This is a genomic window from Pseudescherichia sp. (assembly GCF_031998825.1).
In the GTDB taxonomy this organism is placed as follows: domain Bacteria; phylum Pseudomonadota; class Gammaproteobacteria; order Enterobacterales; family Enterobacteriaceae; genus Pseudescherichia.
This window is the reverse complement of record NZ_DAMACX010000054.1, coordinates 1-23108: the sequence shown is the minus strand read 5'-3', so window position 1 is coordinate 23108 and position 23108 is coordinate 1. Positions and strand designations below refer to the sequence as shown.

At 57.8% G+C, this 23108-nt stretch carries 23 protein-coding genes; 8 read left to right on the top strand and 15 right to left on the bottom strand.

The features are described 5' to 3' along the window. Positions 1 to 122 precede the first annotated feature (122 nt). Positions 123 to 689 (bottom strand): D-glycero-beta-D-manno-heptose 1,7-bisphosphate 7-phosphatase, encoded by a 567-nt coding sequence (gene gmhB, locus RTP97_RS18440; protein ID WP_312416231.1) that lies wholly within the window; start codon positions 687 to 689, stop codon positions 123 to 125. 186 nt (positions 690 to 875) lie between these two features. On the opposite strand from gmhB, the gene metN reads away from it, so the two are divergent. From metN to proS, 6 genes are all read left to right on the top strand, one after another. Further along, on the top strand, positions 876 to 1907 hold the full coding sequence (metN, locus tag RTP97_RS18435; RefSeq protein ID WP_312416228.1) for a methionine ABC transporter ATP-binding protein MetN: 1032 nt from the start codon (positions 876 to 878) through the stop codon (positions 1905 to 1907). Next, positions 1900 to 2553: a methionine ABC transporter permease MetI gene (locus tag RTP97_RS18430; protein ID WP_042390667.1), complete on the top strand. Its 654-nt coding sequence runs from the start codon at positions 1900 to 1902 to the stop codon at positions 2551 to 2553. The genes metN and RTP97_RS18430 overlap by 8 nt, the downstream gene beginning before the upstream one ends. A 43-nt stretch (positions 2554 to 2596) precedes the next feature. Then, entirely contained in the window at positions 2597 to 3412 is an 816-nt protein-coding gene (locus RTP97_RS18425; RefSeq protein ID WP_268108984.1) for a MetQ/NlpA family lipoprotein, read from the top strand. 107 nt (positions 3413 to 3519) lie between these two features. Beyond that, a complete protein-coding gene (gene rcsF, locus RTP97_RS18420) occupies positions 3520 to 3927 on the top strand; it encodes an Rcs stress response system protein RcsF (protein WP_312214381.1) in 408 nt (135 codons plus the stop codon). Further along, positions 3924 to 4631, top strand: a complete 708-nt coding sequence (gene tsaA / locus RTP97_RS18415; RefSeq protein WP_312416224.1) for a tRNA (N6-threonylcarbamoyladenosine(37)-N6)-methyltransferase TrmO — start codon at positions 3924 to 3926, stop codon at positions 4629 to 4631. Before rcsF ends, tsaA begins: the two co-directional genes overlap by 4 nt. A 111-nt stretch (positions 4632 to 4742) precedes the next feature. Further along, positions 4743 to 6461 (top strand): proline--tRNA ligase, encoded by a 1719-nt coding sequence (proS, locus tag RTP97_RS18410; protein ID WP_312416222.1) that lies wholly within the window; start codon positions 4743 to 4745, stop codon positions 6459 to 6461. A gap of 35 nt (positions 6462 to 6496) precedes the next feature. Here proS and arfB read toward each other — a convergent pair whose 3' ends face one another. Together arfB and RTP97_RS18400 are read right to left on the bottom strand one after the other, a co-directional pair. Further along, positions 6497 to 6916, bottom strand: coding sequence for an alternative ribosome rescue aminoacyl-tRNA hydrolase ArfB (gene arfB, locus RTP97_RS18405; protein ID WP_312214375.1), 420 nt, complete (start codon positions 6914 to 6916; stop codon positions 6497 to 6499). Continuing rightward, entirely contained in the window at positions 6913 to 7458 is a 546-nt protein-coding gene (locus RTP97_RS18400; RefSeq protein ID WP_312416219.1) for a YaeQ family protein, read from the bottom strand. Before RTP97_RS18400 ends, arfB begins: the two co-directional genes overlap by 4 nt. A gap of 159 nt (positions 7459 to 7617) precedes the next feature. Between RTP97_RS18400 and RTP97_RS18395 the strand changes: the two genes are divergently transcribed. Both RTP97_RS18395 and rof read left to right on the top strand, forming a co-directional pair. Further along, complete coding sequence (locus tag RTP97_RS18395) at positions 7618 to 7818, top strand: YaeP family protein (protein ID WP_312214371.1); 201 nt, start codon at positions 7618 to 7620, stop codon at positions 7816 to 7818. Next, positions 7805 to 8065, top strand: a complete 261-nt coding sequence (rof, locus tag RTP97_RS18390; protein ID WP_312214369.1) for a Rho-binding antiterminator — start codon at positions 7805 to 7807, stop codon at positions 8063 to 8065. The genes RTP97_RS18395 and rof overlap by 14 nt, the downstream gene beginning before the upstream one ends. Before the next feature lie 29 nt (positions 8066 to 8094). Here rof and tilS read toward each other — a convergent pair whose 3' ends face one another. The 12 genes from tilS to bamA all read right to left on the bottom strand — a co-directional run. Then, the gene (gene tilS, locus RTP97_RS18385; protein WP_312416217.1) at positions 8095 to 9387 is read right to left on the bottom strand and encodes a tRNA lysidine(34) synthetase TilS; all 1293 of its coding nucleotides are present in this window, start codon (positions 9385 to 9387) and stop codon (positions 8095 to 8097) included. Further along, positions 9384 to 9776 carry a VOC family protein gene (locus RTP97_RS18380; protein ID WP_312416215.1) on the bottom strand — a complete coding sequence of 131 codons (393 nt, stop codon included), beginning with the start codon at positions 9774 to 9776 and terminating at the stop codon, positions 9384 to 9386. Before RTP97_RS18380 ends, tilS begins: the two co-directional genes overlap by 4 nt. A gap of 56 nt (positions 9777 to 9832) precedes the next feature. Continuing rightward, on the bottom strand, positions 9833 to 11971 hold the full coding sequence (locus tag RTP97_RS18375; RefSeq protein WP_312416213.1) for a lysine decarboxylase LdcC: 2139 nt from the start codon (positions 11969 to 11971) through the stop codon (positions 9833 to 9835). Between the two features lie 94 nt (positions 11972 to 12065). Continuing rightward, positions 12066 to 13025, bottom strand: coding sequence for an acetyl-CoA carboxylase carboxyl transferase subunit alpha (gene accA, locus RTP97_RS18370; protein WP_312416211.1), 960 nt, complete (start codon positions 13023 to 13025; stop codon positions 12066 to 12068). Positions 13026 to 13037: 12 nt separating this feature from the next. Then, entirely contained in the window at positions 13038 to 16520 is a 3483-nt protein-coding gene (gene dnaE / locus RTP97_RS18365) for a DNA polymerase III subunit alpha (protein WP_312416210.1), read from the bottom strand. Between the two features lie 37 nt (positions 16521 to 16557). Continuing rightward, on the bottom strand, positions 16558 to 17154 hold the full coding sequence (gene rnhB, locus RTP97_RS18360) for a ribonuclease HII (RefSeq protein ID WP_103820637.1): 597 nt from the start codon (positions 17152 to 17154) through the stop codon (positions 16558 to 16560). After that, positions 17151 to 18299 carry a lipid-A-disaccharide synthase gene (gene lpxB / locus RTP97_RS18355; RefSeq protein ID WP_312416208.1) on the bottom strand — a complete coding sequence of 383 codons (1149 nt, stop codon included), beginning with the start codon at positions 18297 to 18299 and terminating at the stop codon, positions 17151 to 17153. The genes rnhB and lpxB overlap by 4 nt, the downstream gene beginning before the upstream one ends. After that, the gene (gene lpxA / locus RTP97_RS18350) at positions 18299 to 19087 is read right to left on the bottom strand and encodes an acyl-ACP--UDP-N-acetylglucosamine O-acyltransferase (RefSeq protein ID WP_312416206.1); all 789 of its coding nucleotides are present in this window, start codon (positions 19085 to 19087) and stop codon (positions 18299 to 18301) included. The genes lpxB and lpxA overlap by 1 nt, the downstream gene beginning before the upstream one ends. 3 nt (positions 19088 to 19090) lie before the next feature. Next, the gene (gene fabZ / locus RTP97_RS18345) at positions 19091 to 19546 is read right to left on the bottom strand and encodes a 3-hydroxyacyl-ACP dehydratase FabZ (RefSeq protein WP_006173598.1); all 456 of its coding nucleotides are present in this window, start codon (positions 19544 to 19546) and stop codon (positions 19091 to 19093) included. 99 nt (positions 19547 to 19645) lie between these two features. Further along, complete coding sequence (lpxD, locus tag RTP97_RS18340) at positions 19646 to 20674, bottom strand: UDP-3-O-(3-hydroxymyristoyl)glucosamine N-acyltransferase (RefSeq protein ID WP_312416202.1); 1029 nt, start codon at positions 20672 to 20674, stop codon at positions 19646 to 19648. 3 nt (positions 20675 to 20677) lie between these two features. Next, entirely contained in the window at positions 20678 to 21172 is a 495-nt protein-coding gene (skp, locus tag RTP97_RS18335; protein ID WP_312416199.1) for a molecular chaperone Skp, read from the bottom strand. A 116-nt stretch (positions 21173 to 21288) separates the two neighbouring features. After that, positions 21289 to 23108 (bottom strand): outer membrane protein assembly factor BamA (bamA, locus tag RTP97_RS18330; protein ID WP_312416196.1); only part of this gene is annotated, 1820 nt, incomplete at its 5' end.

The window sequence follows — 23108 nt, the reverse complement described above, 5'->3', positions numbered from 1 at the left end:
CTGTTTCCGTGAAGTGATTCACGTTTGCCGTTTCGATGGAGGCGCATTATAGGGAGTTATTCGCAGCTGACAAGCGGAAAAAGACAATTTTATTTCAACCGCTCATCTTTTCGTCATAACGGCTATTTTTGCTGCTTTTTGATAGCCGCAGGCAGCTCTGCAAGGCCACTAAGCACCCAGTCCGCTGCATTTTCCGCCTCTGGCGTTACCGGCTTGCCGGTACGCACTAATACTTTATGCCCGACGCCAGCCGCTGCCGCTGCCTGCATATCTTCTACTTTATCGCCCACCATATAAGAGGCGGCCATGTCGATGTGTAAAAAGTCGCGCGCGGAGTTCAGCATCCCCGGATGCGGCTTGCGGCAGTCGCACACCTGGCGGAACTCTTCCACTGCGCCCTGAGGATGGTGTGGACAGTAATAGATGCCGTCCAGGTCGACGCCGCGATCTGCCAGCGACCAGTCCATCCATTCAGTCAGGGTCTCAAACTGGGCTTCGGTAAACTTGCCGCGGGCAATGCCGGACTGATTGGTCACCAGCACCAGCGCGAAGCCCATCGCTTTTAACTCACGCATAGCGTCAATGACGCCATCGATAAATTCAAAGTCGTCAATCTCGTGGACATAACCATGATCGACGTTAATCGTGCCATCACGATCGAGAAAAATTGCGGGTACTGACTGTGCCACCGGCTTACTCCTGAAAAAGGCATGTCGCGCTAGTATCTCATGTTTCACGCGGCAAGAAAGTGCTCATCATAGCGAGTTACATTGAATTAGACGTCTGGATGCCTTACCATCCGCTCTGTTTACGGTCACTGCCCGTATCTGGCAGAACAAAATGCCACGGCTAACTCATACGACAAAAATATTCTAATGATTAAACTTTCGAATATCACCAAAGTGTTCCAGCAGGGGAACCGCACCATTCAGGCGTTGAATAATGTCAGCCTGCATGTCCCTGCCGGACAAATTTATGGCGTCATCGGCGCATCGGGTGCCGGTAAAAGTACGCTGATTCGCTGCGTTAACCTGCTTGAGCGTCCGACGCAGGGCAGCGTTCAGGTTGGCGGTGAAGAGCTGACGACCTTATCGGAAGCGCAGCTTACCCGCGCACGCCGCCAGATTGGCATGATCTTCCAGCACTTTAACCTGCTGGCTTCCCGTACCGTCTACGGCAACGTGGCGCTGCCCCTGGAGCTGGACAACACCCCGGCGGTCGAAATCAAGCGTCGCGTGACCGAGCTGCTGGACCTGGTCGGCCTGGGCGATAAGCATGACAGCTATCCGGCTAACCTCTCCGGCGGCCAGAAGCAGCGTGTGGCGATTGCCCGTGCGCTGGCAAGCAATCCTAAAGTTCTGCTCTGCGATGAGGCCACCAGCGCGCTGGATCCGGCCACGACCCGCTCTATCCTCGAGCTGCTGAAGGACATTAACCGTCGTCTCGGCTTAACCATTCTTCTTATTACGCATGAGATGGATGTGGTGAAGCGTATCTGTGACTGCGTGGCGGTGATCAGCAATGGCGAGCTGATTGAGCAGGACACGGTTAGCGAAGTGTTCTCCCATCCGAAGACGCCGCTGGCCCAGCAGTTTATTCAGTCCACGCTGCATCTGGATATTCCGGAAGATTACCAGCAGCGTCTGAAGGCGGAACCCGAAGCCGACAGCGTACCGATGCTGCGCATGGAGTTTACCGGCCAGTCCGTGGACGCGCCGCTGCTTTCTGAGACGGCCCGTCGATTCAACGTTAACAACAACATTATCAGTGCGCAGATGGATTACGCCGGCGGCGTGAAGTTCGGCATTATGCTGACCGAGATGCACGGCACGCAGCAGGATACCCAGGCCGCCATCGCCTGGCTGCAGGAACATCATGTAAAAGTAGAGGTACTGGGTTATGTCTGAGCCAATGATGTGGTTACTGGCGCGTGGCGTCTGGGAGACGCTGGCGATGACCTTTGTCTCCGGCTTCTTTGGATTCGTGATTGGCCTGCCGGTAGGCGTGCTGCTGTACGTGACCCGTCCGGGGCAGATCGTTGAGAACGCGAAGCTCTACCGCACCCTCTCCGCGCTGGTGAATATCTTCCGCTCCATTCCGTTTATTATCCTGCTGGTATGGATGATCCCCTTTACCCGCGTGATTGTCGGCACCTCCATTGGCCTGCAGGCGGCGATTGTACCCCTGACCGTTGGCGCAGCGCCCTTTATTGCCCGTATGGTAGAGAACGCGCTGCTGGAGATCCCGACCGGGCTGATTGAGGCCTCCCGCGCGATGGGCGCAACGCCGATGCAGATCGTCCGCAAGGTGCTGCTGCCGGAAGCGATGCCGGGACTGGTTAACGCGGCCACCATCACCCTGATTACCCTGGTGGGCTACTCCGCCATGGGCGGTGCGGTCGGCGCAGGTGGGCTGGGCCAGATCGGCTATCAGTATGGTTATATCGGCTATAACGCCACCGTAATGAACACGGTGCTGATATTATTAGTCGTGCTGGTTTATCTGATTCAGTTCTCTGGCGATCGTATCGTCCGGGCAGTGACGCATAAATAGCGTTGTACACAACACAATCGACTCAGTGAGTTAAGGAAATAACATGGTGTTCAAATTTAAGACCTTTGCAGCGGCGGGTGCGCTGATTGGTGCTCTGGCATTGGTAGGCTGTGGCCAGGACGAGAAAGATCCGAACCACATTAAAGTGGGCGTTATCGTCGGTGCCGAGCAGCAGGTTGCAGAAGTGGCAGCGAAAGTGGCGAAAGACAAATATGGCCTCGACGTTGAGCTGGTGACCTTCAATGACTACGTGCTGCCAAACGAAGCGCTGAGCAAAGGCGATATTGATGCTAACGCCTTCCAGCACAAACCGTACCTGGATCAGCAGATCAAAGATCGCGGCTACAAGCTCGTTTCCGCCGGTAACACCTTTGTCTACCCTATCGCTGGCTACTCCAAGAAGATAAAATCCCTGAGCGAGCTGCAGGATGGCGCGCAGATTGCGGTTCCGAACGATCCGACCAACCTGGGCCGCTCTCTGCTGCTGCTGCAAAAACAGGGTCTGATCAAGCTGAAAGAGGGCGTTGGCCTACTGCCGACCGTTCTGGACGTGACCGATAACCCGAAAAACCTCAAAATTGTTGAGCTGGAAGCACCGCAGCTGCCGCGCTCGCTGGACGACGCACAGATTGCCCTGGCGGTCATCAACACCACCTACGCCAGCCAGATCAACCTGACCCCGGCGAAAGACGGTATCTTCGTTGAAGATAAAGACTCCCCGTATGTGAACATGATCGTGACCCGAGAAGACAATAAAGACGCGGAAAACGTGAAGAAATTCGTTCAGGCCTACCAGTCTGACGAAGTTGACCAGGCGGCGAACAAGGTCTTCAACGGCGGCGCTGTTAAAGGCTGGTAATCTCTCCTCGGTGTAATATCATTCAGGGCGGGCGCAAGCCCGCCTTGTCATTTATGCAGGCAACTGGTTCAATAACTGACAATTTGATCACTCATTGAGGAAATACTATGCGTGCTTTACCGATCTGTTTACTGGCACTCATGCTCAGCGGCTGCTCCATGCTAAGCAGATCTCCCGTCGAACCCGTACAAAGCAACGCAGCAACGCCGCCGAAAGCGGAGCCCGCTAAAGCGAAAGTGACCCCGCCGGCGCCGGTCAGAGTCATCACTAATCCGGAAGAGCTGATCGGCAAAACGTTCCGCGATCTGGGCGAGGTCTCCGGTGACTCCTGCCAGGCAAGCAACCAGGACTCTCCGCCAAACATCCCAACCGCCCGCAAACGTATGCAGATCAACGCGGCCAAAATGAAAGCCAACGCCGTCCTTCAGCACAGCTGCGAAGTGACCAGCGGCACGCCGGGCTGCTACCGCCAGGCCGTGTGCATCGGATCGGCGCTTAACGTTTCGGCGAAATGAGCACCTTTCAATTTGCGCAGATAGGCGTTATTCGCTCCCCCTATAAAGAGAAGTTCGCCGTTCCGCGCCAGCCGGGGCTGGTAAAAAGCGGCGGCGGTGAGCTTCATCTCATCGCCCCCTATAACCAGGCCGATGCGGTGCGCGGACTGGAGGCGTTTAGCCACCTCTGGCTGCTGTTTATTTTCCATCAAACGATGGAGGGTGGCTGGCGGCCAACGGTGCGCCCTCCCCGGCTCGGCGGCAACGCCAGAATGGGCGTGTTCGCTACCCGCTCAACTTTTCGCCCGAATCCCATCGGCATGTCGCTGGTGGAGCTAAAAGGCATCCGTTGTCAGGGTGAACAGGTAATCCTCGATCTGGGCAGCCTCGATCTGGTGGACGGCACGCCGGTAGTGGATATCAAACCCTACCTGCCCTTTGCCGAGGCGCTACCGGAGGCGAAAGCCAGCTACGCCCAGCAGGCACCGCAGGCCACCATGCCGGTGAACTTTACCCCCGAGCTTGCCCAGAGTCTGCCGCAGCTCGAGAGGCGCTATCCGCATCTTAGGCAGTTTATCGTCGACGTTCTGGCCCAGGATCCTCGCCCAGCCTATCGCCAGCAGGAGGAGGCAGGTAAAGAGTATGCCGTCTGGCTGCTCGATTTTAACGTCCGCTGGCGGGTGACCGAGACGGGCTTTGAGGTCTTTGCGCTGGAAGCGCGGTAAATTCTGCCCGCTCTCTTTTGACATAGCTGTCTCGCTGGTAAACTGAATCACTTTTTTTGTGTCAGGCCCGCTTTGGGCCTGTGCCCATCGTCCAAATGGAATCGTAATAACATGCGTACTAGCCAATATCTGCTCTCCACCCTGAAGGAGACACCTGCCGACGCCGAAGTGATCAGCCACCAGCTGATGCTGCGCGCCGGGTTGATCCGCAAGCTGGCCTCTGGGTTATACACCTGGCTGCCGACCGGCGTGCGCGTTCTGAAAAAAGTCGAAAACATCGTGCGTGAAGAGATGAACAACGCCGGTGCGATCGAGGTGTTAATGCCGGTGGTTCAGCCCGCTGATCTGTGGCAGGAGAGCGGTCGCTGGGAGCAGTACGGTCCGGAGCTGCTGCGCATTGCCGATCGCGGCGAGCGTCCGTTTGTTCTCGGCCCGACGCATGAAGAGGTCATCACCGATCTGATCCGTAACGAACTCAGCTCCTACAAACAGCTGCCGCTGAACTTCTATCAGATCCAGACCAAATTCCGTGACGAAGTACGCCCGCGTTTTGGCGTGATGCGCTCCCGTGAATTCCTGATGAAAGATGCCTACTCTTTCCATACCTCGCAGGAATCATTGCAGCTCACCTATGACGCGATGTATGCCGCCTACAGCAAAATCTTCAGCCGCATGGATCTCGACTTCCGTGCCGTGCAGGCGGATACAGGCTCTATCGGCGGTAGCGCCTCGCACGAGTTCCAGGTACTGGCCCAGAGCGGTGAAGACGATGTGATCTTCTCCGATAGCTCTGACTACGCGGCCAACATCGAGTTTGCCGAAGCGCTTGCGCCGAAAGAAGCGCGTGCGGCGGCAACCCAGGAGATGACCCTGGTCGATACGCCGAACGCAAAAACCATCGCCGAGCTGGTTGAGCAGTTTAACCTGCCGATTGAAAAGACCGTTAAGACCCTGCTGGTGAAAGCGGTAGAGGGCAGTGCTTACCCGCTGGTCGCCCTACTGGTGCGTGGCGATCACGAGCTGAACGAAGTGAAGGCAGAGAAGCTGCCGCAGGTTGCTAGCCCGCTGACCTTTGCGACCGAAGCAGAGATCCGCGCTATCGTTAACGCCGGTCCAGGCTCCCTTGGCCCGGTGAACATGCCGATTCCGGTAGTTATCGACCGTACCGTTGCCGTGATGAGCGACTTCTCTGCGGGCGCGAACGTCGATGGCAAGCACTACTTCGGCATTAACTGGGATCGCGACGTGGCGATGCCGGAAGTGGCTGACATCCGTAACGTGGTCGCCGGCGATCCAAGCCCGGACGGCCAGGGTACTCTGATGATCAAGCGCGGCATCGAAGTGGGTCACATCTTCCAGCTGGGCACCAAGTACTCTGAAGCGTTGAAAGCGTCAGTGCAGGGTGAAGATGGGCGTAATCAGATCCTGACCATGGGCTGCTACGGTATCGGCGTGACCCGCGTAGTGGCGGCAGCCATCGAGCAGAACCACGACGAGCGCGGTATCGTCTGGCCGGACGCGATTGCGCCGTTCCAGGTTGCCATTCTGCCGATGAACATGCACAAATCCTTCCGCGTGCAGGAGCTGGCTGAGAAGCTCTACGCTGAGCTGAACGCGCAGGGAATTGAGGTGTTGATGGACGATCGTAAAGAGCGTCCGGGCGTGATGTTTGCTGATATGGAGCTGATCGGTATTCCGCACACCGTGGTTATCGGCGATCGCAACCTCGACAGCGACGATATCGAATACAAATACCGCCGCAACGGCGAGAAGCAGCTGATTAAAACCGGCGACATTCTCGACTATCTGGTAAAAGCGATCAAAGGCTAAGCCCTGCTCTGCCCGGCAAGCCTGCCGGGCAGATCCTACTCCCCGCCGCGCACCTTGCCGCGTAATGCCTTCACTGACGACTTTTGCGACTTGGTCGCCAGCCGACGCTCTTTCGACGCTCGCGTCGGGCGCGTAGCACGGCGGCTCTTCTGCTCTACCATCAGCTCCTGGATCAACGACACCAGACGGGCCAGCGCCGCTTCACGGTTCATCTCCTGGCTGCGGTACTCCTGCGCTTTGATCACCACCATACCGTCGCTGGTAATCAGATGGTGGCTCGCTGCCAGCAGGCGCTCTTTATAGGCATCCGGCAGGCTGGAGGCCTTGATATCGAAGCGCAGATGGATCGCCGTGGAGGTTTTATTCACGTGCTGGCCACCCGCGCCCTGGGCGCGAATGGCGGTCAGCTCGATCTCGCTGTCGGGAATGGCGACGCTGCGTGAAATCTCAATCATGCCGCGCTCTGCCAGGTTGTCAGGTGGATCTCCAGGTTATTCTCCGCGTCGGAGAGCCAGATTGCGCCATCCTGGATAGTAGCCTGAAGCGCCATGGTGCGGGAGGCAAAAGCGCTCAGCTGGGCCAGCTGCTCATCATCAAGATACCAGATGCTCAGGTTACTGAATCCAGCCAGCTTGTTCTGATTCTGCTGCCACCAGACCTGCGCCGCCCGGCTGTTGTAGGTAAAGAGCGCCACCTCTTTCGACTGGCTGCAGGCTTTCTTGATGCGCCGCTCTTCCGGCAGCCCCAGCTCAATCCAGAGATCGATCCCCATGTGATCGTTGCGCAGCCAGGCTTCCGGCTCATCCTCCGCGCTGAGACCACGGGTAAACTGCAGCCGTTCGTTGGCAAATTTGATCCACGCCAGCAGGCGCAGCATCATGCGCTCCTGGGTCTCAGAAGGGTGGCGCGCCAGGGTCAGGGTGGCATCAAGAAACTGGTTGCGGTCCAGATCGGCCACGTTCACCGTCGCTTTATAAATGGTTGCTTTCAATGCCATGTCATCGCTCCTTCGCAAAATAGCGCCCATTGTAGCAAACATTCGGTCCGCTGATATTGCTGGGATGAGTATGGTATAGTCAGCTTGCTAAACAGAGTTTATCTTCGTAGGCTTAAACTTACATCCCACGGCAAAGTCAATACACTGACAGGAGGGTATGTGGACAATTATTGTGAGTTAATACGCAAGCGGTATGCGGAAATTGCCAGCGGAGACTTAGGGTTTATCCCGGATGCGCTGAGCTGCGTATTAAAAGCGCTCAATGAAGTAGCATCGGACGATCTGCTTCCTGAGCCCGTCAGGGAAAAGGCAGCCTATGCTGCCGCGAACTTACTGGTGAGCGATTATGTCAATGAATGAAACGTATCAACCCATCAACTGCGATGACTATGACAACCTTGAACTCGCCTGCCAGCATCATCTGTTACTGACGCTGACGCTGAAAGATGGCGAAGAGCTAAAGGCCAAAGCCAGCGATTTAGTCTCGCGCAAGAACGTTGAGTACCTGCTCGTCGACGCAGCAGGTGAAACGCGTGAACTCCGTCTCGACAAAATTGCCAGCTTTAGCCACCCGGATATCGGCACCGTCGTGGTGAGCGAATCCTGAATCTGTTCCAGCGGGCAGCATGCTGCCCGTCATTTCCGCCACGTCAGCCGTAATCCCTCTGCGTTATCCGCCAGCCCTTCCTGAGTCACAAACTGCCCTGCCGCCGCGATTGGCGTTTCGCCGTAAAACAGTATTGGCGTGGTATCCCGCAGCCAGGGCGCGACGCCAAGCTCCTGCCAGATTTTTTTCAGCTTGCGCCCGCCGTGGCGTCCGGCAACGTGGAGCATCCCCGGCGCATGAAAGCGCACCGTTACCGGCTCGTCGGCACGCGGCGGCCGAATATTGCCCCCCGTTACCAGCGTTAGCTCTCCCAGCCCGGCGGGCAGCGTCAGCGGCTCCAGCGGCCCAGGCCATGGGATCACCGTCTGCCGCTGGCCGGGCGTGCTTTTCACCCACCAGAGCTGGCCCTGAAAGCGACGGATCTCATGGGCTCCCAGCACCAGACGCGGGGCCGCATCTTCCCGGGCGAGGATCGCCTCCTGCCAGATGCGGGTCAGCAGATCCCGCGACGGCATCAACGCACCCAGCCCGCTTAGCCAGCGGCGCAGAAGCGCCGCCCGGCGGGTAGCGCTCATAGTCATCAGTGGCGCAACGGTTAACGCCCCCTCTTCGCTGACTAAACTTGCCAGCTCCTCCGCCAGCAGCTCGTCCAGCAGCTGCTCCTGCTCGCCGCACAGCGCTGCGCTGCGCGCTGCCGCGTTGGCAAAGTGCGGCCAGCGCTGCTTCAGCAAGGGGAGAACCTCAAGACGGATAAAATTGCGATCGTAGCTGGCGTCCTGATTACTCTCATCTTCGATCCAGCTCAGCCGATGGGCGCAGGCCCACTGCTCCAGCGCCTCGCGGGTTTCATTGAGCAACGGGCGCAGCAGCAGGGTGCCGTGGAAAGGTAGCTCGGCAGGCATGGCCGCTAGCCCCGCCGGGCCGCTGCCCCGTTTCAGCGCCAGCAGCAGCGTCTCGCACTGATCGTCCTGATGCTGGGCGGTGAGCAGCACCTCCCCCGGCAGCAGGGCGTCGGCAAAGGCCTGATAGCGCGCCTTGCGCGCCTGGGCTTCAATACCCATTCCCTCCTCCGCCAGCGTCACACGGGCGATGCTTAGCGGCACATCCCAGCGGCTGCATATCTGCTGACAGTGGGTTACCCATGCGTCGGCGTTTGGGCTGAGCCCATGATGAACGTGGATCGCCCGCAGGGAGACGTCAGGCTGCTGCGTGCGCCACTGCACCAGCTGGTGCAGCAGAACGGTAGAGTCCAGCCCGCCGCTAAACGCCACCAGAAACCGGCGGCGGGCGTGCAGGCGTTGCATAATAGGTGAAGGTGTCATTCCTGCTGGTACAGCTCCAGCGGCAGACCGTCGGGATCGGTAAAGAAGGTGAAGCGCTTACCGGTAAAGGGATCGATACGCACCGGCTCGCACTCTACGCCGTGCTGTTGCAGGTGTGCAATGGCCCGCTCGACGTCATCCACGCTGAAGGCCAGATGACGCAGGCCGCAGGCCTCGGGACGGCTGGGCCGTGCGGGCGGAAAAGGAAAGGAGAAAAGCTCAATCACGTATTCGCCGTTCAGCGCCAGATCGCCCTTCCATGAGTCCCGCTCTTCACGATACGCTTCGCTCTGCAGCTCGAAGCCTAAGATGTCGCAGTAAAACGCCTTGCTCTTTGCATAATCCGTCGCAATGATCGCGATGTGGTGAACCTTTTTTAAACCAAGCATAACCCCTCCTTTTTTCATGCCAACGTTACGACGCTGCGCATCCCTGCGCAAGGGGGTCACGTCTGTTTTAAGACCCTTACCCGGTAAACGCCATCCTCATCGCGCTTCGCACCATGGATATCCGTTTCGAAACCAGGATAGTGGCGGCCGATAGCGCAGAGCATCAGCAGAAAATCGAGCACTGCCCGGCTCCGCTCGGTGATCATCTCTCCGGGCATCAGCAGCGGGACGCCTGGCGGATACGGCAGGATCATATTGGCGGAAACTCTTCCCACCAGCGCCTCCAGCTCGACGGTCTCCACCTCGCCCTTCACCTGTAGCTGCCACGCCTGGTGCGGGGTCATGATCATATGCGGCAGCACGTCGAAGGCCTGGAGCATCAGGCGCGGCAGCTCGTGCTGGCAGATTAGCTTGTGGATCCCCTGAGCCAGATCCTGAATGCGCATGTTGCGGTAGAAGTCGGGATCTTCAGCGTAGAGGTCCGGCAGCATGTTCTTCACCCGCAGGTTGAGATCGTAGGCGCGCTTAAACTCCATCAGGCCGCGCAGCAGCCCCATCGCCCGGGTTTTATCGATGCCGATGCTAAACAGAAACAGCAGGTTGTAGGGGCCGGTTTTCTCTACCACTACGCCGCGCTCGTCGAGGAATTTCGCCACCAGCGCGGCGGGAATGCCCTCCTCCGCCATGTTGCCCTGCTCGTCCATGCCCGGCGTCAGGATGGTGACCTTGACCGGATCGAGGAACATATGGTCGGCATCTGCCTCGCGGAAGCCGTGCCACGCTTCACCCGGCGCAACCGGCCAGCAGTCGGCCTGGTCAATATCCTCCGGCTGCCAGATATCGAAGAACCACCCCTCCGCCTCGTCTTTCAGCCGCTGCACCTCTTTACGGAAGTGGAGCGCACGCTCAACGGAGCGGTTGATCAGCCGCTTACCGGGATTACCTCGCAGCATCGCTGCCGCCGTCTCGATAGAGGCCACCAGCGGATAGCTGGGCGAGGTGGTGGTGTGCATCATATAGGCTTCGTTAAAGGTCTCTTCGTCATATTCGCCCTTAACGTGGATCAGCGACGCCTGGGAGAAGGCGGCCAGCATCTTATGCGTCGACTGGGTTTCAAAGAAGACTTTGCCCGGCACGCGGTCGCCGCTCATGCCGCTCTTGCCCTCATAGATGGGGTGGAAGTTGGTGTAGGGAACCCATGCCGAATCGAAGTGAATCGACGGCACATCGAGGGTCTCTTTGATCCAGTTAGTATTGTAGAGCAGCCCGTCATAGGTGGAGTTGGTAATAACCGCATGGACCGGCCAGCTGGCCCCATGCGTCGCCGCTACCTTCTCTGTAATGCTCTCGTGGCTAAACTCGCGGCGGGGAATACCGCCTAAGATACCCAGCGCGTTGCGTCCCGGTTTGAGCCAGATCGGCACCACGTCGCTCATCATCAGCAGGTGGGCCAGCGACTTATGGCAGTTGCGATCGATAAGCAGCGTGCTGCCGTCAGGCGCGGCGTACATGCCGACAATTTTGTTAGAGGTCGAGGTACCGTTGGTCACCATGTAGCTCTGCTCGGCCCCAAAAGTGCGGGCGATATACTCTTCGGCCTCCAGATGCGGGCCGGTGTGATCGAGCAGGGATCCCAGCTCGGTCACGGAGATCGAGACGTCGGCCTTCAGGGTATTGCCACCGAAGAAGTCATAGAACAGACAGCCCACCGGGCTTTTCTGGTAGGCAGTACCGGCCATGTGTCCGGGGGTACAGAAGGTGTACTTGCCCTCTTTCACGTAGGTGAAGAGCGAGCGGGTAAAAGGCGGCGTGATCTGGTCCAGATACTCGTTGGTATACTGGCGGATACGCGTCGAAATGCTGTCGGCCGCGCCCAGCGCGTACTCGAAAAACCAGAGCGCCATACGCATATCGTGGGCGCTGACGTCCATGGTTGAGTGGGTGTTGATAAAGGCGTAGAGCGGCAGATACTCGTTGAGCTGGTTGATGTCGCTGCACAGATCCAGGCCGTGCTGGTCCCAGTCAAAGATGACGCCGCAGATGCGCGGGTTGTGTTCGATGAGTTTTAACAGGTCGTTGCTGCTGGTGGGATAGATGAGCTGGAAACCCTGCTGCTCCAGCGCAAGGTGAAGCTCTTTGAGGGGCTCGTCTTTATAAAAAACGCCCTGCTGCCCCATGATGGCGATGATATTCAATGCTTACCTCCGTGCGAATTCACAGATAAGCATAGTTGAGGCGAGTAGGTTTGGTAGGCCGGGCAAGCGCGAGCGCCGCCCGGCGTTTACCCGATCAGGCGTAGCCGTAGCTCATCAGGCGCTGGTAACGACGGTCACGCAGCTCCTCTTTGCTCAGCACGTCGAGATCGGCCAGATCTTCCAGCAGCTGCGCCTTCAGCGACGCGGCAATGGCCTCCGGGTTGCGGTGCGCGCCACCCAGCGGCTCCGGAATAATGGAGTCGATCAGCTTCAGCTCTTTCAGACGCGGGGCGATAATGCCCATCGCTTCCGCAGCCAGCGGTGCTTTATCAGCGCTCTTCCACAGGATAGACGCACAGCCTTCCGGAGAGATCACCGAGTAGGTGCTGTACTGCAGCATGTTAACTTTGTCGCCCACGCCGATAGCCAGCGCGCCGCCGGAGCCGCCTTCACCGATGACGGTGCAGATCACCGGCACGTTCAGACGCGACATCTCACGCAGGTTGCGGGCAATGGCTTCAGACTGACCGCGCTCTTCTGCGCCCACGCCAGGGTAAGCACCCGGGGTGTCGATGAAGGTGATGATCGGCATGTTGAAGCGCTCGGCCATCTCCATCAGACGCAGCGCTTTGCGATAGCCTTCCGGAGCCGGCATACCAAAGTTACGACGGATCTTCTCTTTAGTTTCACGCCCTTTCTGATGACCAATGATCATCACCGGACGCCCGTCCAGACGCGCGATACCGCCAACGATGGCTTTATCGTCAGCGTAGGCGCGGTCACCGGCCAGCTCGTCGAACTCATCAAACGCCAGGCGGACATAATCCAGGGTGTACGGACGCTGTGGATGGCGCGCCAGTTGCGCCACCTGCCATGCGCCGAGATCGGCAAAGATTTTGCGCGTCAGCTCTACGCTTTTTTCGCGCAGACGATGCACCTCTTCGTCGATGTTAATATCCAGTTTTTCATCCTGGCGGCTCACGGCCGTCAGGGAATCGATTTTCGCTTCCAGCTCGGCGATCGGCTGTTCGAAATCAAGGAAATTCAGACTCATAGTATTCCTGTATTAGTCAAACTCCAGTTCCACCTGCTCCGGGCCAACCAGGCCACGCAGATCGTTAAGTAAACGATCGCTCGGAGAGACACGCCATGTTGCACCAAAGCGCAACCGGGCGCGCGCATCCGCTCTCTGGTAGTAGAGATGCACTGGAATAGTTCCCGAACGGTGGGGTTCCAGAGACTGACGGAGTCGGTTTAAAAGCTGGTCATCAATTTGCCTGTCCGTCAGCGAGATAGCAAGCCCGCGAGCATATTTTTCCCGGGCTTCGTCAATGTCCATCACTTCGCGGGCGGTCATTTTAAGCCCCCCGCTGAAGTCATCAAAGCTGACCTGTCCGCTGACGATGAGTATGCGGTCTTTTTCCAGCAATTGCTGGTATTTATCCAACGCGTCGGTGAATAACATCACCTCCAGACGGCCGGAACGGTCATCCAGCGTACAGATACCGATACGATTGCCGCGCTTGGTGACCATAACCCGCGCCGCAATGACGAGCCCCGCAGCGGTGGTGATCTTACCACGCTCTGTCGGGTGCATGTCTTTGAGCCGAAGCCCGCCGACATAGCGCTCAATTTCTTTCAAATACTGGGTAATCGGGTGACCCGTCAGGTAGAGTCCCAACGTCTCACGTTCGCCGTCCAGCACCACCTGCTCCGGCCAGCGCTGGCAGTTGGCGTAGGACTGCTCGATCTGGGCCGGCTCCTCCGCCAGCACGCCGAACATATCCGCCTGGCCAATCGCCTCTGCTTTAGCATGCTGATCGGCGGCTTTTAGCGCATCGTTCAGCGAATTCATCAGCGCGGCGCGGTGCGGCCCGAGGCGGTCAAACGCCCCGGACATGATCAACTTCTCCAGCACCCGACGGTTAAGCTTTTTGGTATCGGTGCGGGCGCAGAGGTCGAACAGCTCGCGGAAGTAGCCATCTTTATTACGCGCTTCCAGAATAGCTTCAATCGGGCCTTCACCCACGCCCTTGATCGCGCCGATACCGTAGACAATCTCGCCGTCGTCGTTAACGTGAAAATGGTACAGTCCGGAGTTGATATCCGGCGGCAGGATCTTTAACCCCATCCGCCAGCACTCATCCACCAGCCCGACCACCTTCTCGGTGTTATCCATATCCGCCGTCATCACCGCCGCCATAAACTCAGCGGGATAGTGGGCCTTCAGCCACAGCGTCTGGTACGACACCAAAGCATAGGCAGCGGAGTGCGATTTGTTAAATCCGTAGCCGGCGAATTTCTCTACCAGGTCAAAGATTTTGATCGCCAGTTCACCGTCAATGCCGTTCTTTCTCGCCCCGTCTTCAAAGACCGAGCGCTGTTTGGCCATCTCTTCCGGCTTCTTCTTACCCATCGCACGGCGCAGCATGTCCGCGCCGCCCAGCGTATAGCCAGAGAGCTCCTGGGCAATCTGCATCACCTGTTCCTGGTAGAGGATAATGCCGTAGGTCGGCTCCAGCACCGGCTTCAGGCACTCGTGCTGCCACTGCACGTCAGGGTAGGAGATCTCTTCCCGACCGTGCTTACGGTCGATAAAGTTGTCTACCATCCCCGACTGCAACGGGCCGGGACGGAACAGGGCCACCAGGGCGATCATATCTTCGAAGCAGTCAGGCTGCAGGCGTTTAATCAGATCCTTCATGCCGCGGGATTCAAGCTGGAAGACCGCGGTGGTTTCCGAGCGCTGCAGCATATCAAAACTTTTCTTGTCGTCTAGCGGGATCGCGGCGATATCAATCGGCTCCAGCCCCTGCTTCGCCCGGCGCGGGTTGATCATCTTCAGCGCCCAGTCGATGATCGTCAGCGTACGCAGGCCGAGGAAGTCGAACTTCACCAGCCCCGCATACTCCACGTCATTCTTATCAAACTGGGTAACCGGATGCTGCCCGGCTTCGTCGCAGTAGAGCGGCGCAAAATCGGTAATTTTAGTCGGCGCGATCACCACCCCACCGGCGTGCTTACCGGCGTTACGCGTGACCCCTTCCAGCTTGCGCGCCATGTCGATGAGGGCCTTGACCTCTTCATCGGCCTCGTAGATCTCCGGCAGCTGCGGCTCGGCCTCGAAGGCTTTCGCCAGGGTCATGCCCGGATCCGGCGGCACCAGCTTGGAGATACGATCCACGAAGCCGTAGGGGTGGCCCAGCACGCGACCGACGTCGCGGATCACCGCTTTCGCCGCCATCGTACCGAAGGTGATAATCTGCGACACCGCCTCGCGACCGTACATCTCCGCTACGTGGTCGATCACCTGGTCACGTTTTTCCATGCAGAAGTCAACGTCGAAGTCAGGCATCGAGACACGTTCCGGGTTGAGGAAGCGTTCGAACAGCAGGTCAAACTCCAGCGGATCGAGGTCGGTGATCTTCAGCGCGTAGGCTACCAGCGAGCCTGCACCGGAACCACGGCCTGGCCCTACCGGGACGCCGTTATCCTTTGACCACTGGATGAACTCCATCACGATCAGGAAGTAGCCCGGGAAGCCCATCTGGTTGATGACCTTCAGCTCAACGTCGAGGCGCTCGTCATACTCGGGGCGCTTCTCGGCGCGCACCGCCGGGTCCGGGAAGAGAAACTCCAGACGCTCCTCCAGCCCCTCCTTCGACTTCAGCACCAGGAAATCTTCCGTGGTCATCTCACCGGTGGGGAACTGCGGCAGGAAGTATTCGCCGAGACGCACGGTGACGTTGCAGCGCTTGGCAATCTCGACGCTGTTCTCCAGCGCTTCCGGGATGTCGGAGAAGAGCTCGCACATCTCCTCTTCGCTGCGCATATACTGCTGCGGCGAATAGAGGCGCGGACGTTTGGGATCGTCAAGGGTAAAGCCGTCGTGAATGGCGACGCGAATTTCATGGGCGTCAAAATCGCCGCTGTCGATAAAGCGGACGTCATTGGTCGCTACCACCGGCAGACCGCGCGCCTGGGCCAGCTCAACCGCCGCGTGCAGGTAGCTCTCCTCATCAGGACGGCCGGTACGGATCAGCTCCAGGTAGAAGCGATCCGGGAAGTGGGTCTCGTAGAAGCTCACGCACTGTTCCACCAGCGCCGCGTTGCCGCGCAGCAGGCTTTTGCCCACGTCGCCCATGCGTCCGCCGGAGAGCAGGATCAGCCCTTCGTTCAGATCCGCCAGCCACTCCCGATCGATGTAGGGCCCCAGCGCGCCATAGCCGCGCTGGTAGGCACGGGAGATGAGCAGCGTCAGGTTCTGGTAGCCGGTGTTGTTGGCGGCGAGCACCGTGATCTGCGTAAACTCGTCGCCCATGATATCGCTCTGGACGTGAAAATCCGCCCCAACGATTGGCTTGATCCCTGCCCCATGGCCCGTTCCGTAGAACTTAACCAGACCGCAGAGGTTGGTAAAATCGGTGATCGCCAGCGCAGGCTGACCTAACGCGGCCGCCTTTTTTACCAGCGGTCCGGTCTTAGCCAGCCCATCGATCATGGAGTAGTCGCTGTGCACCCGCAGGTGGACATAACGTGGTTCAGCCATAGTCTATTTAGCTTCCGCTTTACTTAATGTGCAGCAATCAGGAGACCAGCCCCAGCGCGCGCTTTACTGGCGCAAAGCTACGCCGGTGATGCTCTGTCGCGCCGTGCTCCGCCAGTCTCTCCAGGTGGAAAGCGGTCGGATACCCTTTATGCTGCGCAAAGCCATATTGAGGGAACGTCAGGTCAAGCGCGGCCATCTCGGCGTCGCGCGTGACTTTAGCAATAATGGAGGCCGCGCTAATCTCCGCGACCCGGCTATCCCCCTTCACCACCGCCATCGAAGGCATAGGCAGGGCCGGACAGCGGTTGCCGTCAATCAGCACATACTCGGGAACAACGGATAGCCCGGCCACGGCGCGCTGCATCGCCAGCATGGTCGCGTGCAGAATGTTCAGCTCGTCAATCTCATGCGGCTCGGCGCGCCCCAGGCTCCAGCATAGCGCTTTTTCCTGAATCTCAGCAAACAGCGCCAGGCGGCGTTTTTCGCTCAGCTTTTTGGAGTCGTTAAGGCCGATAATCGGCCGGGCGGGGTCAAGGATCACTGCCGCCGTAACGACCGCACCGACCAGCGGGCCACGGCCCACCTCATCCACACCTGCCACTAAGTGGTGGTGCGGATAAATAAATTCATTCATTTTGCTAGCTCCAGCACAGCATCCGCCGCCTGTTCATCCGCGTTGCAGCGGATCTGCTGATGCAGCTCACGGAAGGTGTCATGCATGGTGTGGCTGGTATTGCCCCGGGCCAGCAGGGGCAGCAGCGCATCGGCCAGCAGCTGCGGCTGGCACTCGTCCTGCAGCAGCTCTTTCACCAGCTCGCGCCCGGCCAGCAGGTTAGGCAGCGAGACGTAGTCGGTTTTCACCAGTCGTTTTGCCAGCCAGAAGGTAAACGGCTTCATGCGATAGCCCACCACCATCGGGCATTTTGCCAGCATGCACTCCAGTGCAGCGGTACCGGATGCCAGCAGCGCGGCGTCGCTGGCAACCATCGCCTCGCGGCCCTTGCCGTCCAGCAGGTGAACCACCAGATCCGGTGCCACCTCGGCTTTGATACGCTCGAACTGCTCCCGGCGTTTGGCGTTGACCAGCGGCACCACCACCTCTAAATCGGGATAGTGCTGGCGCAGGATCTGTGCGGTACGCAGGAAGTCAGCGCTGAGCATCTCCACTTCTGCGCCACGGCTGCCCGGCAGCAGCGCCAGGCAGTGGGCATCATGGGAGAGCCCAAGCGCGTCGCGTGCGGCGTTTTTATCGGGATCCAGCGGCATGGCGTCTGCCATGGTATGGCCGATAAAGCGGCACGGCACGTTAAAGCGGTCATAAAACGCTTTTTCGAAAGGCAGAAAGGCCAGAACCAGATCGGTGGATCTGCCTATTTTGAAAACGCGTTTCTGTCGCCAGGCCCAGACGGAGGGGCTGACGTAGTGAATCGTTTTAATACCCTGCCGTTTGAGGTTGCCCTCAAGGGTAATGTTGAAATCGGGGGCGTCAATGCCGACAAAAACGTCCGGCTTAAGCTCGGTGAAGCGGCGCGTCAGGTCGGCGCGGATATGCAGCAGGCGACGCAGGCGGCCCAGCACCTCCACGATCCCCATCACGGCCAGCTCTTCCATCTCATACAAGGCTTCGCAGCCCTCGGCCTGCATCAGCGGCCCGGCCACGCCGACAAAGCGGGCGTTAGGCACACGCTGCTTGAGCGCACGGATGAGACCGGCACCAAGAATATCGCCGGAGGTTTCTCCGGCGACCAGGGCAATCGTAAGCGGACGATCGTCAATCATTACCGGATCAGGCCCCGCGTCGAGCGCTCAAAGAACTCGCTGAACGCGCGTACTTCCGGGTGCGCTTCCGCCAGCTCAGCGATCTCCGGCTTAACCTCTTCCAGCGTCTTACCGCTGCGGTAGAGCAGCTTGTAGGCGTTGCGAATGGCGATTAGCGCTTCACGGCTAAAGCCGCGACGTTTCAGCCCTTCGATGTTAACCCCGAACGGCGTGGCGTGGTTACCCTGGGCAATGACGTACGGCGGTACGTCCTGAGCAACGCCGGAGCAGCCGCCCACCATGACGTGTGCGCCGATGATGCAGAACTGGTGCACCGCCGTCATGCCGCCGATGATGGCGTGATCGTCGACCGAGACGTGGCCCGCTAACGTCGCGTTGTTAGCGAGGATACAGTTGCTCCCTACCGTACAATCATGCGCAACGTGTGCGTTGATCATCAGCAGGTTACCGCTGCCCACCTTCGTCAAACCACCGCCCTGTTCGGTACCACGGTGAATGGTTACGCTTTCGCGAATGCGGTTACGATCGCCAATTTCCACCCGGGTCGGTTCGCCAGCATATTTGAGATCCTGGTTCACTTCACCGATGGAGGCGAACTGATAGATCTCGTTGTCGCGACCAATTTTAGTGTGGCCATTTACGACAACGTGAGACTTCAGTACGGTACCCTCACCAATTTCAACATGGGGTCCAACAATACAGAACGGGCCAATGTGGACGTTAGCGCCAATAACGGCACCCTCTTCCACGATGGCGGTAGGATGAACAAAGGCAGTTTTATCAATCACGTATCAGGCCTCCCGGCTACGTGCACACATCATAGTAGCTTCACAAACAACTTTACCGTCAACCGTTGCCACGCCCTTAAAGCGGGTCAGGCCACGACGCGTTTTCTCAAACGTAACTTCCATGATCATCTGATCCCCTGGCACCACCGGACGTTTGAAGCGCGCTTCATCGATACCGGCAAAGTAGTACAGCTCGCCAGGTTCCAGTTTTCCTACGCTTTTAAACGCCAGAATGCCGGTGGCCTGAGCCATGGCTTCCAGAATCAAGACGCCCGGAAAAATGGGCTTACCAGGGAAATGGCCCTGGAAAAAGGGTTCATTAACCGAAACATTTTTTACTGCGCGCAGAAAACGACCTTCTTCGAAATCCAGCACGCGGTCAACCAGCAAAAACGGGTAGCGGTGCGGCAGAAGCTCTAAAATCTCTTCAATGTGCAGAGTATGAGTGTCAGTAGTCAAAATACTCTTCCTGTCAAAAAATACTGAATGGCAATAATAACACGGCCCGCGGCAATCTAATGCCGTCAGGCCGAGAAGTTTGGGCGTAAAACGGGTGAATTAATCGTCTTGCTGCACGACCTTGCGCTCAAGAGCCTTGAGACGCTTGCTCATGTCATCAATATTCATCACCAGCGCTGCTGTTTTTCGCCAGGTTTTATTGGGTTGCAGCGGGATACCTGATGAGTAGACGCCCGGTTCAGTAATGGGACGCATCACCATACCCATGCCCGTTACGGTGACCTTATCGCAGATTTCCATGTGACCGTTGATCACGCTCGCACCGCCAATCATGCAGTAGCGGCCAATTTTTAAACTGCCCGCCATGATGACACCGCCAGCAACTGCGGTATTGTCGCCAATCACGACGTTATGTGCAATCTGGCACTGGTTATCAATGATAACGCCGTTGCCAATGATCGTGTCGTCGAGCGCACCACGGTCAATGGTGGTACAAGCACCGATCTCAACACGATCGCCGACGATCACCCGTCCAAGCTGGGGGATCTTCACCCAGTTGCCGCGATCGTTGGCGTAGCCAAATCCATCCGCACCGATCACGGTACTGGACTGAATGAGGCAATTTTCACCGATTTCGATCTCGTGGTAAATGGTCACGTTGGCCCATAACCGCGAGCCTGCACCGATTTTTGTCTTTTTACCCACGAAGCAGCCTGCGCCAATCACGACATTATCGCCCAGCTCAACGTCGGATTCGATAACAGCGTTAGCGCCAATGGAGACGTTGTTACCCAGCTTCGCCGACGGATCGATCGTCGCACTGGGTGCAATGTCCTGGGCCGGCTGCGGCGTGGTATCAAGAATTTGTGCCATCCGGGCATACGTCAGGTAGGGGTTTTTCACTACCAGCGCGGGACCGTGGGCAAAAGGGAGGTCGTCCTGCGTCATCACGACAGCAGAGGCCTGGCAAGCCGCCAGATGTTCACGGTACTTTGGGTTTACCATGAAGGTGATTTGACCTGCTTTAGCGGACTGCATGGACGCAACGCCGGTGATGGCGATATCGCCATCACCGTGTAACTCTGCATCCAACTGTTGAGCTAAATCAGACAGTCGAATTGTAGACATTACTTATTTAACCTGTTTCAGCACATCAGCGGTGATGTCTTTTACGTCACTGCTGTTGTAAGCAACGGTATTTGCGTCAACAACCAGATCGATACCGTCGTCGGCTGCCACTTTCTTCACTGCAGACTGGATACGGGTAACCAGCTTGCCACGCTCTTCGTTGGAACGACGTGCGCGATCCTGCTCAAAAGCCTGCGCTTTCTGGGAGAAAGCCTGGCGCTGAGACATGACGTCTTTTTCCAGCTTGCTACGATCGGAAGCTTTCATCGTTGAGCCGTCACGCTGCAGACGCTGCATTTTGCCCTGCAGATCGTTTTCCTGGCTCTGGAGTTCGCTGGCGCGGCCTTTGAACTCGTTTTCCAGCGTTTTGGAAACACCGGTAGTCTGAGCGACCTGCTGGAACAGGGTGTTCATGTTAACGATCGCAATTTTGTCCGCTGCCTGCGCAGAGGTAACCATCGCTAAACCGAGACCTGCAGCTAATAACCACTTTTTCACAATAAACTCCTTACCATCCCAATGTATCCGAAGATACCGTTCTTTGCGTGGCGAGGCGACCTGACGATCGCCTGCATCAGCGCTACACTACCTGTGCATTCCGTTGCGCAGAGCAATTACCAGGTTTTACCAATGTTAAACTGGAACTGTTCTGCTTTGTCCCCTTCGTATTTCTTAAACGGCTGGGCGTAGGAGAAGACCAACGGCCCCAGCGGAGACATCCATTGTAGTGCAATACCCGCAGACATACGGATGTTGCTCGGATCGCTATAGTCCGGTACGCCAGCATTTCTTGTTGCTGTCGTATCATCCCAATTAGTATCCCATACCGTACCCGCATCCCAGAAGACCGAGGTACGGATCGAGTTAGCATACTTCTCGCTCACAAACGGCGTCGGGGTAATCACTTCCAGGCTGGCGACGCCCATGGCGTTACCGCCTACCGCGTCATCAGACTTACAGAGAGAGCCTGCGACACTGTTCTGGCAGTTCTCCTGGTTGTTACCACCGTAGTAGACCGCTTTCGGACCGATATTGTTGGACTGGAAGCCACGCACGGTGCTGGAGCCGCCGGCGTAGAAGTTTTCATAGAACGGCATCTCTTTACCGCCTAAGCCATCACCGTAGCCCCAACGGGTACGGCCCAGTACTACCCACTTATGATCGTCATCGAGCGGGACGTAGGTCGCGGTGTCCAGCGTCACCTTGTAGAACTCGTTATCCGAGCCCGGTACGGTGACCTTACCGTTCAGGTTGACACGCGAGCCGTCCGTTGGGAAGTAGCCGCGGTCAAGATGGTTGTAGGTCCAGCCGTAGTTAAAGGTGAAGTCGTCTGCGCTGTAGCCATTATCGTTGTCCTGGGTGTTGGCGCTCTGCCCCACCGAGTCGAGATAGCGCCACATGGCGACCTGCGGCTCCATGTTGGAGAGGTCGTTATGCACGTAGCCTAAGCCCAGGCGCAGCGTGTTGTACTCGTTGATCGGGAAGCCCAGCGTACCGTCAAGGCCGTAGCTCTTGTTGGTGTACGAGGAGAGGTCCGCATCATCGGCTTCGAAGTCGTTATAGAAGATACGACCACCGAGGCTCACACCGTCAACGGTGAAGTACGGGTTGGTAACAGACAGCTCAGAGTAGGTCTGGTAGTCGTTTTTGGTCCCGTTGATCCCTACCGAGTAACCCGTACCCAGCCAGTTATCCTGCTGAACGCCAACCTGGAAGCTGACGCCGCTCTCGGTGCCGTAGCCGACGCCAAAGTTGAAGCTACCGGTGTTACGCTCTTTGACCTTGTAGACCACGTCAACCTGGTCCGGACTGCCTGCAACACGCTGGGTATCGGTATCTACCGTTTCGAAGTAGCCGAGACGGTTCAGACGCTCTTTACCCTGATCGACCAGATCGCTGCCCAGCCATGCGCCTTCCATCTGGCGCATTTCACGGCGCAGCACGGCGTCTTTAGAGGTATCGTTACCCTCAAAGCGGATCTTACGTACGTAGTAGCGGTTGCCCGCATCGACGTTGATATGCAGCTTCACGGTCTTATCCGCGTCGTTGATCTCAGGCTGAGACTGTACGCGCGGATAGGCGTAGCCATAGCGACCCAGAAGCTTCTTAATGTCGTCTTCCATTTTGGTCACTTTGGTGCCGTTATAGAGCTCGCCCGGCTGAATTTTCGTCAGGCTCTCAATTTCGGCGGAGTGACCGGCCAGGTTACCGCTGACTTCAACGCCGGAGAGCTTGTACTGATCGCCCTCGGTGACGTTAACGGTAATGTAGATACCTTTTTTATCCGGCGTCAGACTGACCTGAGTGGAGTCGATGTTGAAACGCGCGTAGCCACGATCGAGGTAGTAGCTGCGTAACGTTTCCAGATCGCCTGCCAGCTTCTGCTTCTGGTATTTGCGATCGCCCACTACGTTCCACCACGGCACTTCGTCGC

Coding starts and splice junctions, on each gene's coding strand:
- rnhB (WP_103820637.1), bottom strand. CDS start 17,154: ATGAATGAATTTATTTATCCGCACCACCACTTAGTGGCAGGTGTGGAT.
- lpxB (WP_312416208.1), bottom strand. CDS start 18,299: ATGATTGACGATCGTCCGCTTACGATTGCCCTGGTCGCCGGAGAAACC.
- tsaA (WP_312416224.1), top strand. CDS start 3,924: ATGAGCACCTTTCAATTTGCGCAGATAGGCGTTATTCGCTCCCCCTAT.
- lpxD (WP_312416202.1), bottom strand. CDS start 20,674: ATGTCTACAATTCGACTGTCTGATTTAGCTCAACAGTTGGATGCAGAG.
- RTP97_RS18400 (WP_312416219.1), bottom strand. CDS start 7,458: ATGGCATTGAAAGCAACCATTTATAAAGCGACGGTGAACGTGGCCGAT.
- RTP97_RS18380 (WP_312416215.1), bottom strand. CDS start 9,776: ATGCTTGGTTTAAAAAAGGTTCACCACATCGCGATCATTGCGACGGAT.
- metN (WP_312416228.1), top strand. CDS start 876: ATGATTAAACTTTCGAATATCACCAAAGTGTTCCAGCAGGGGAACCGC.
- rof (WP_312214369.1), top strand. CDS start 7,805: ATGTCAATGAATGAAACGTATCAACCCATCAACTGCGATGACTATGAC.
- arfB (WP_312214375.1), bottom strand. CDS start 6,916: ATGATTGAGATTTCACGCAGCGTCGCCATTCCCGACAGCGAGATCGAG.
- RTP97_RS18425 (WP_268108984.1), top strand. CDS start 2,597: ATGGTGTTCAAATTTAAGACCTTTGCAGCGGCGGGTGCGCTGATTGGT.
- dnaE (WP_312416210.1), bottom strand. CDS start 16,520: ATGGCTGAACCACGTTATGTCCACCTGCGGGTGCACAGCGACTACTCC.
- accA (WP_312416211.1), bottom strand. CDS start 13,025: ATGAGTCTGAATTTCCTTGATTTCGAACAGCCGATCGCCGAGCTGGAA.
- rcsF (WP_312214381.1), top strand. CDS start 3,520: ATGCGTGCTTTACCGATCTGTTTACTGGCACTCATGCTCAGCGGCTGC.
- RTP97_RS18430 (WP_042390667.1), top strand. CDS start 1,900: ATGTCTGAGCCAATGATGTGGTTACTGGCGCGTGGCGTCTGGGAGACG.
- tilS (WP_312416217.1), bottom strand. CDS start 9,387: ATGACACCTTCACCTATTATGCAACGCCTGCACGCCCGCCGCCGGTTT.
- proS (WP_312416222.1), top strand. CDS start 4,743: ATGCGTACTAGCCAATATCTGCTCTCCACCCTGAAGGAGACACCTGCC.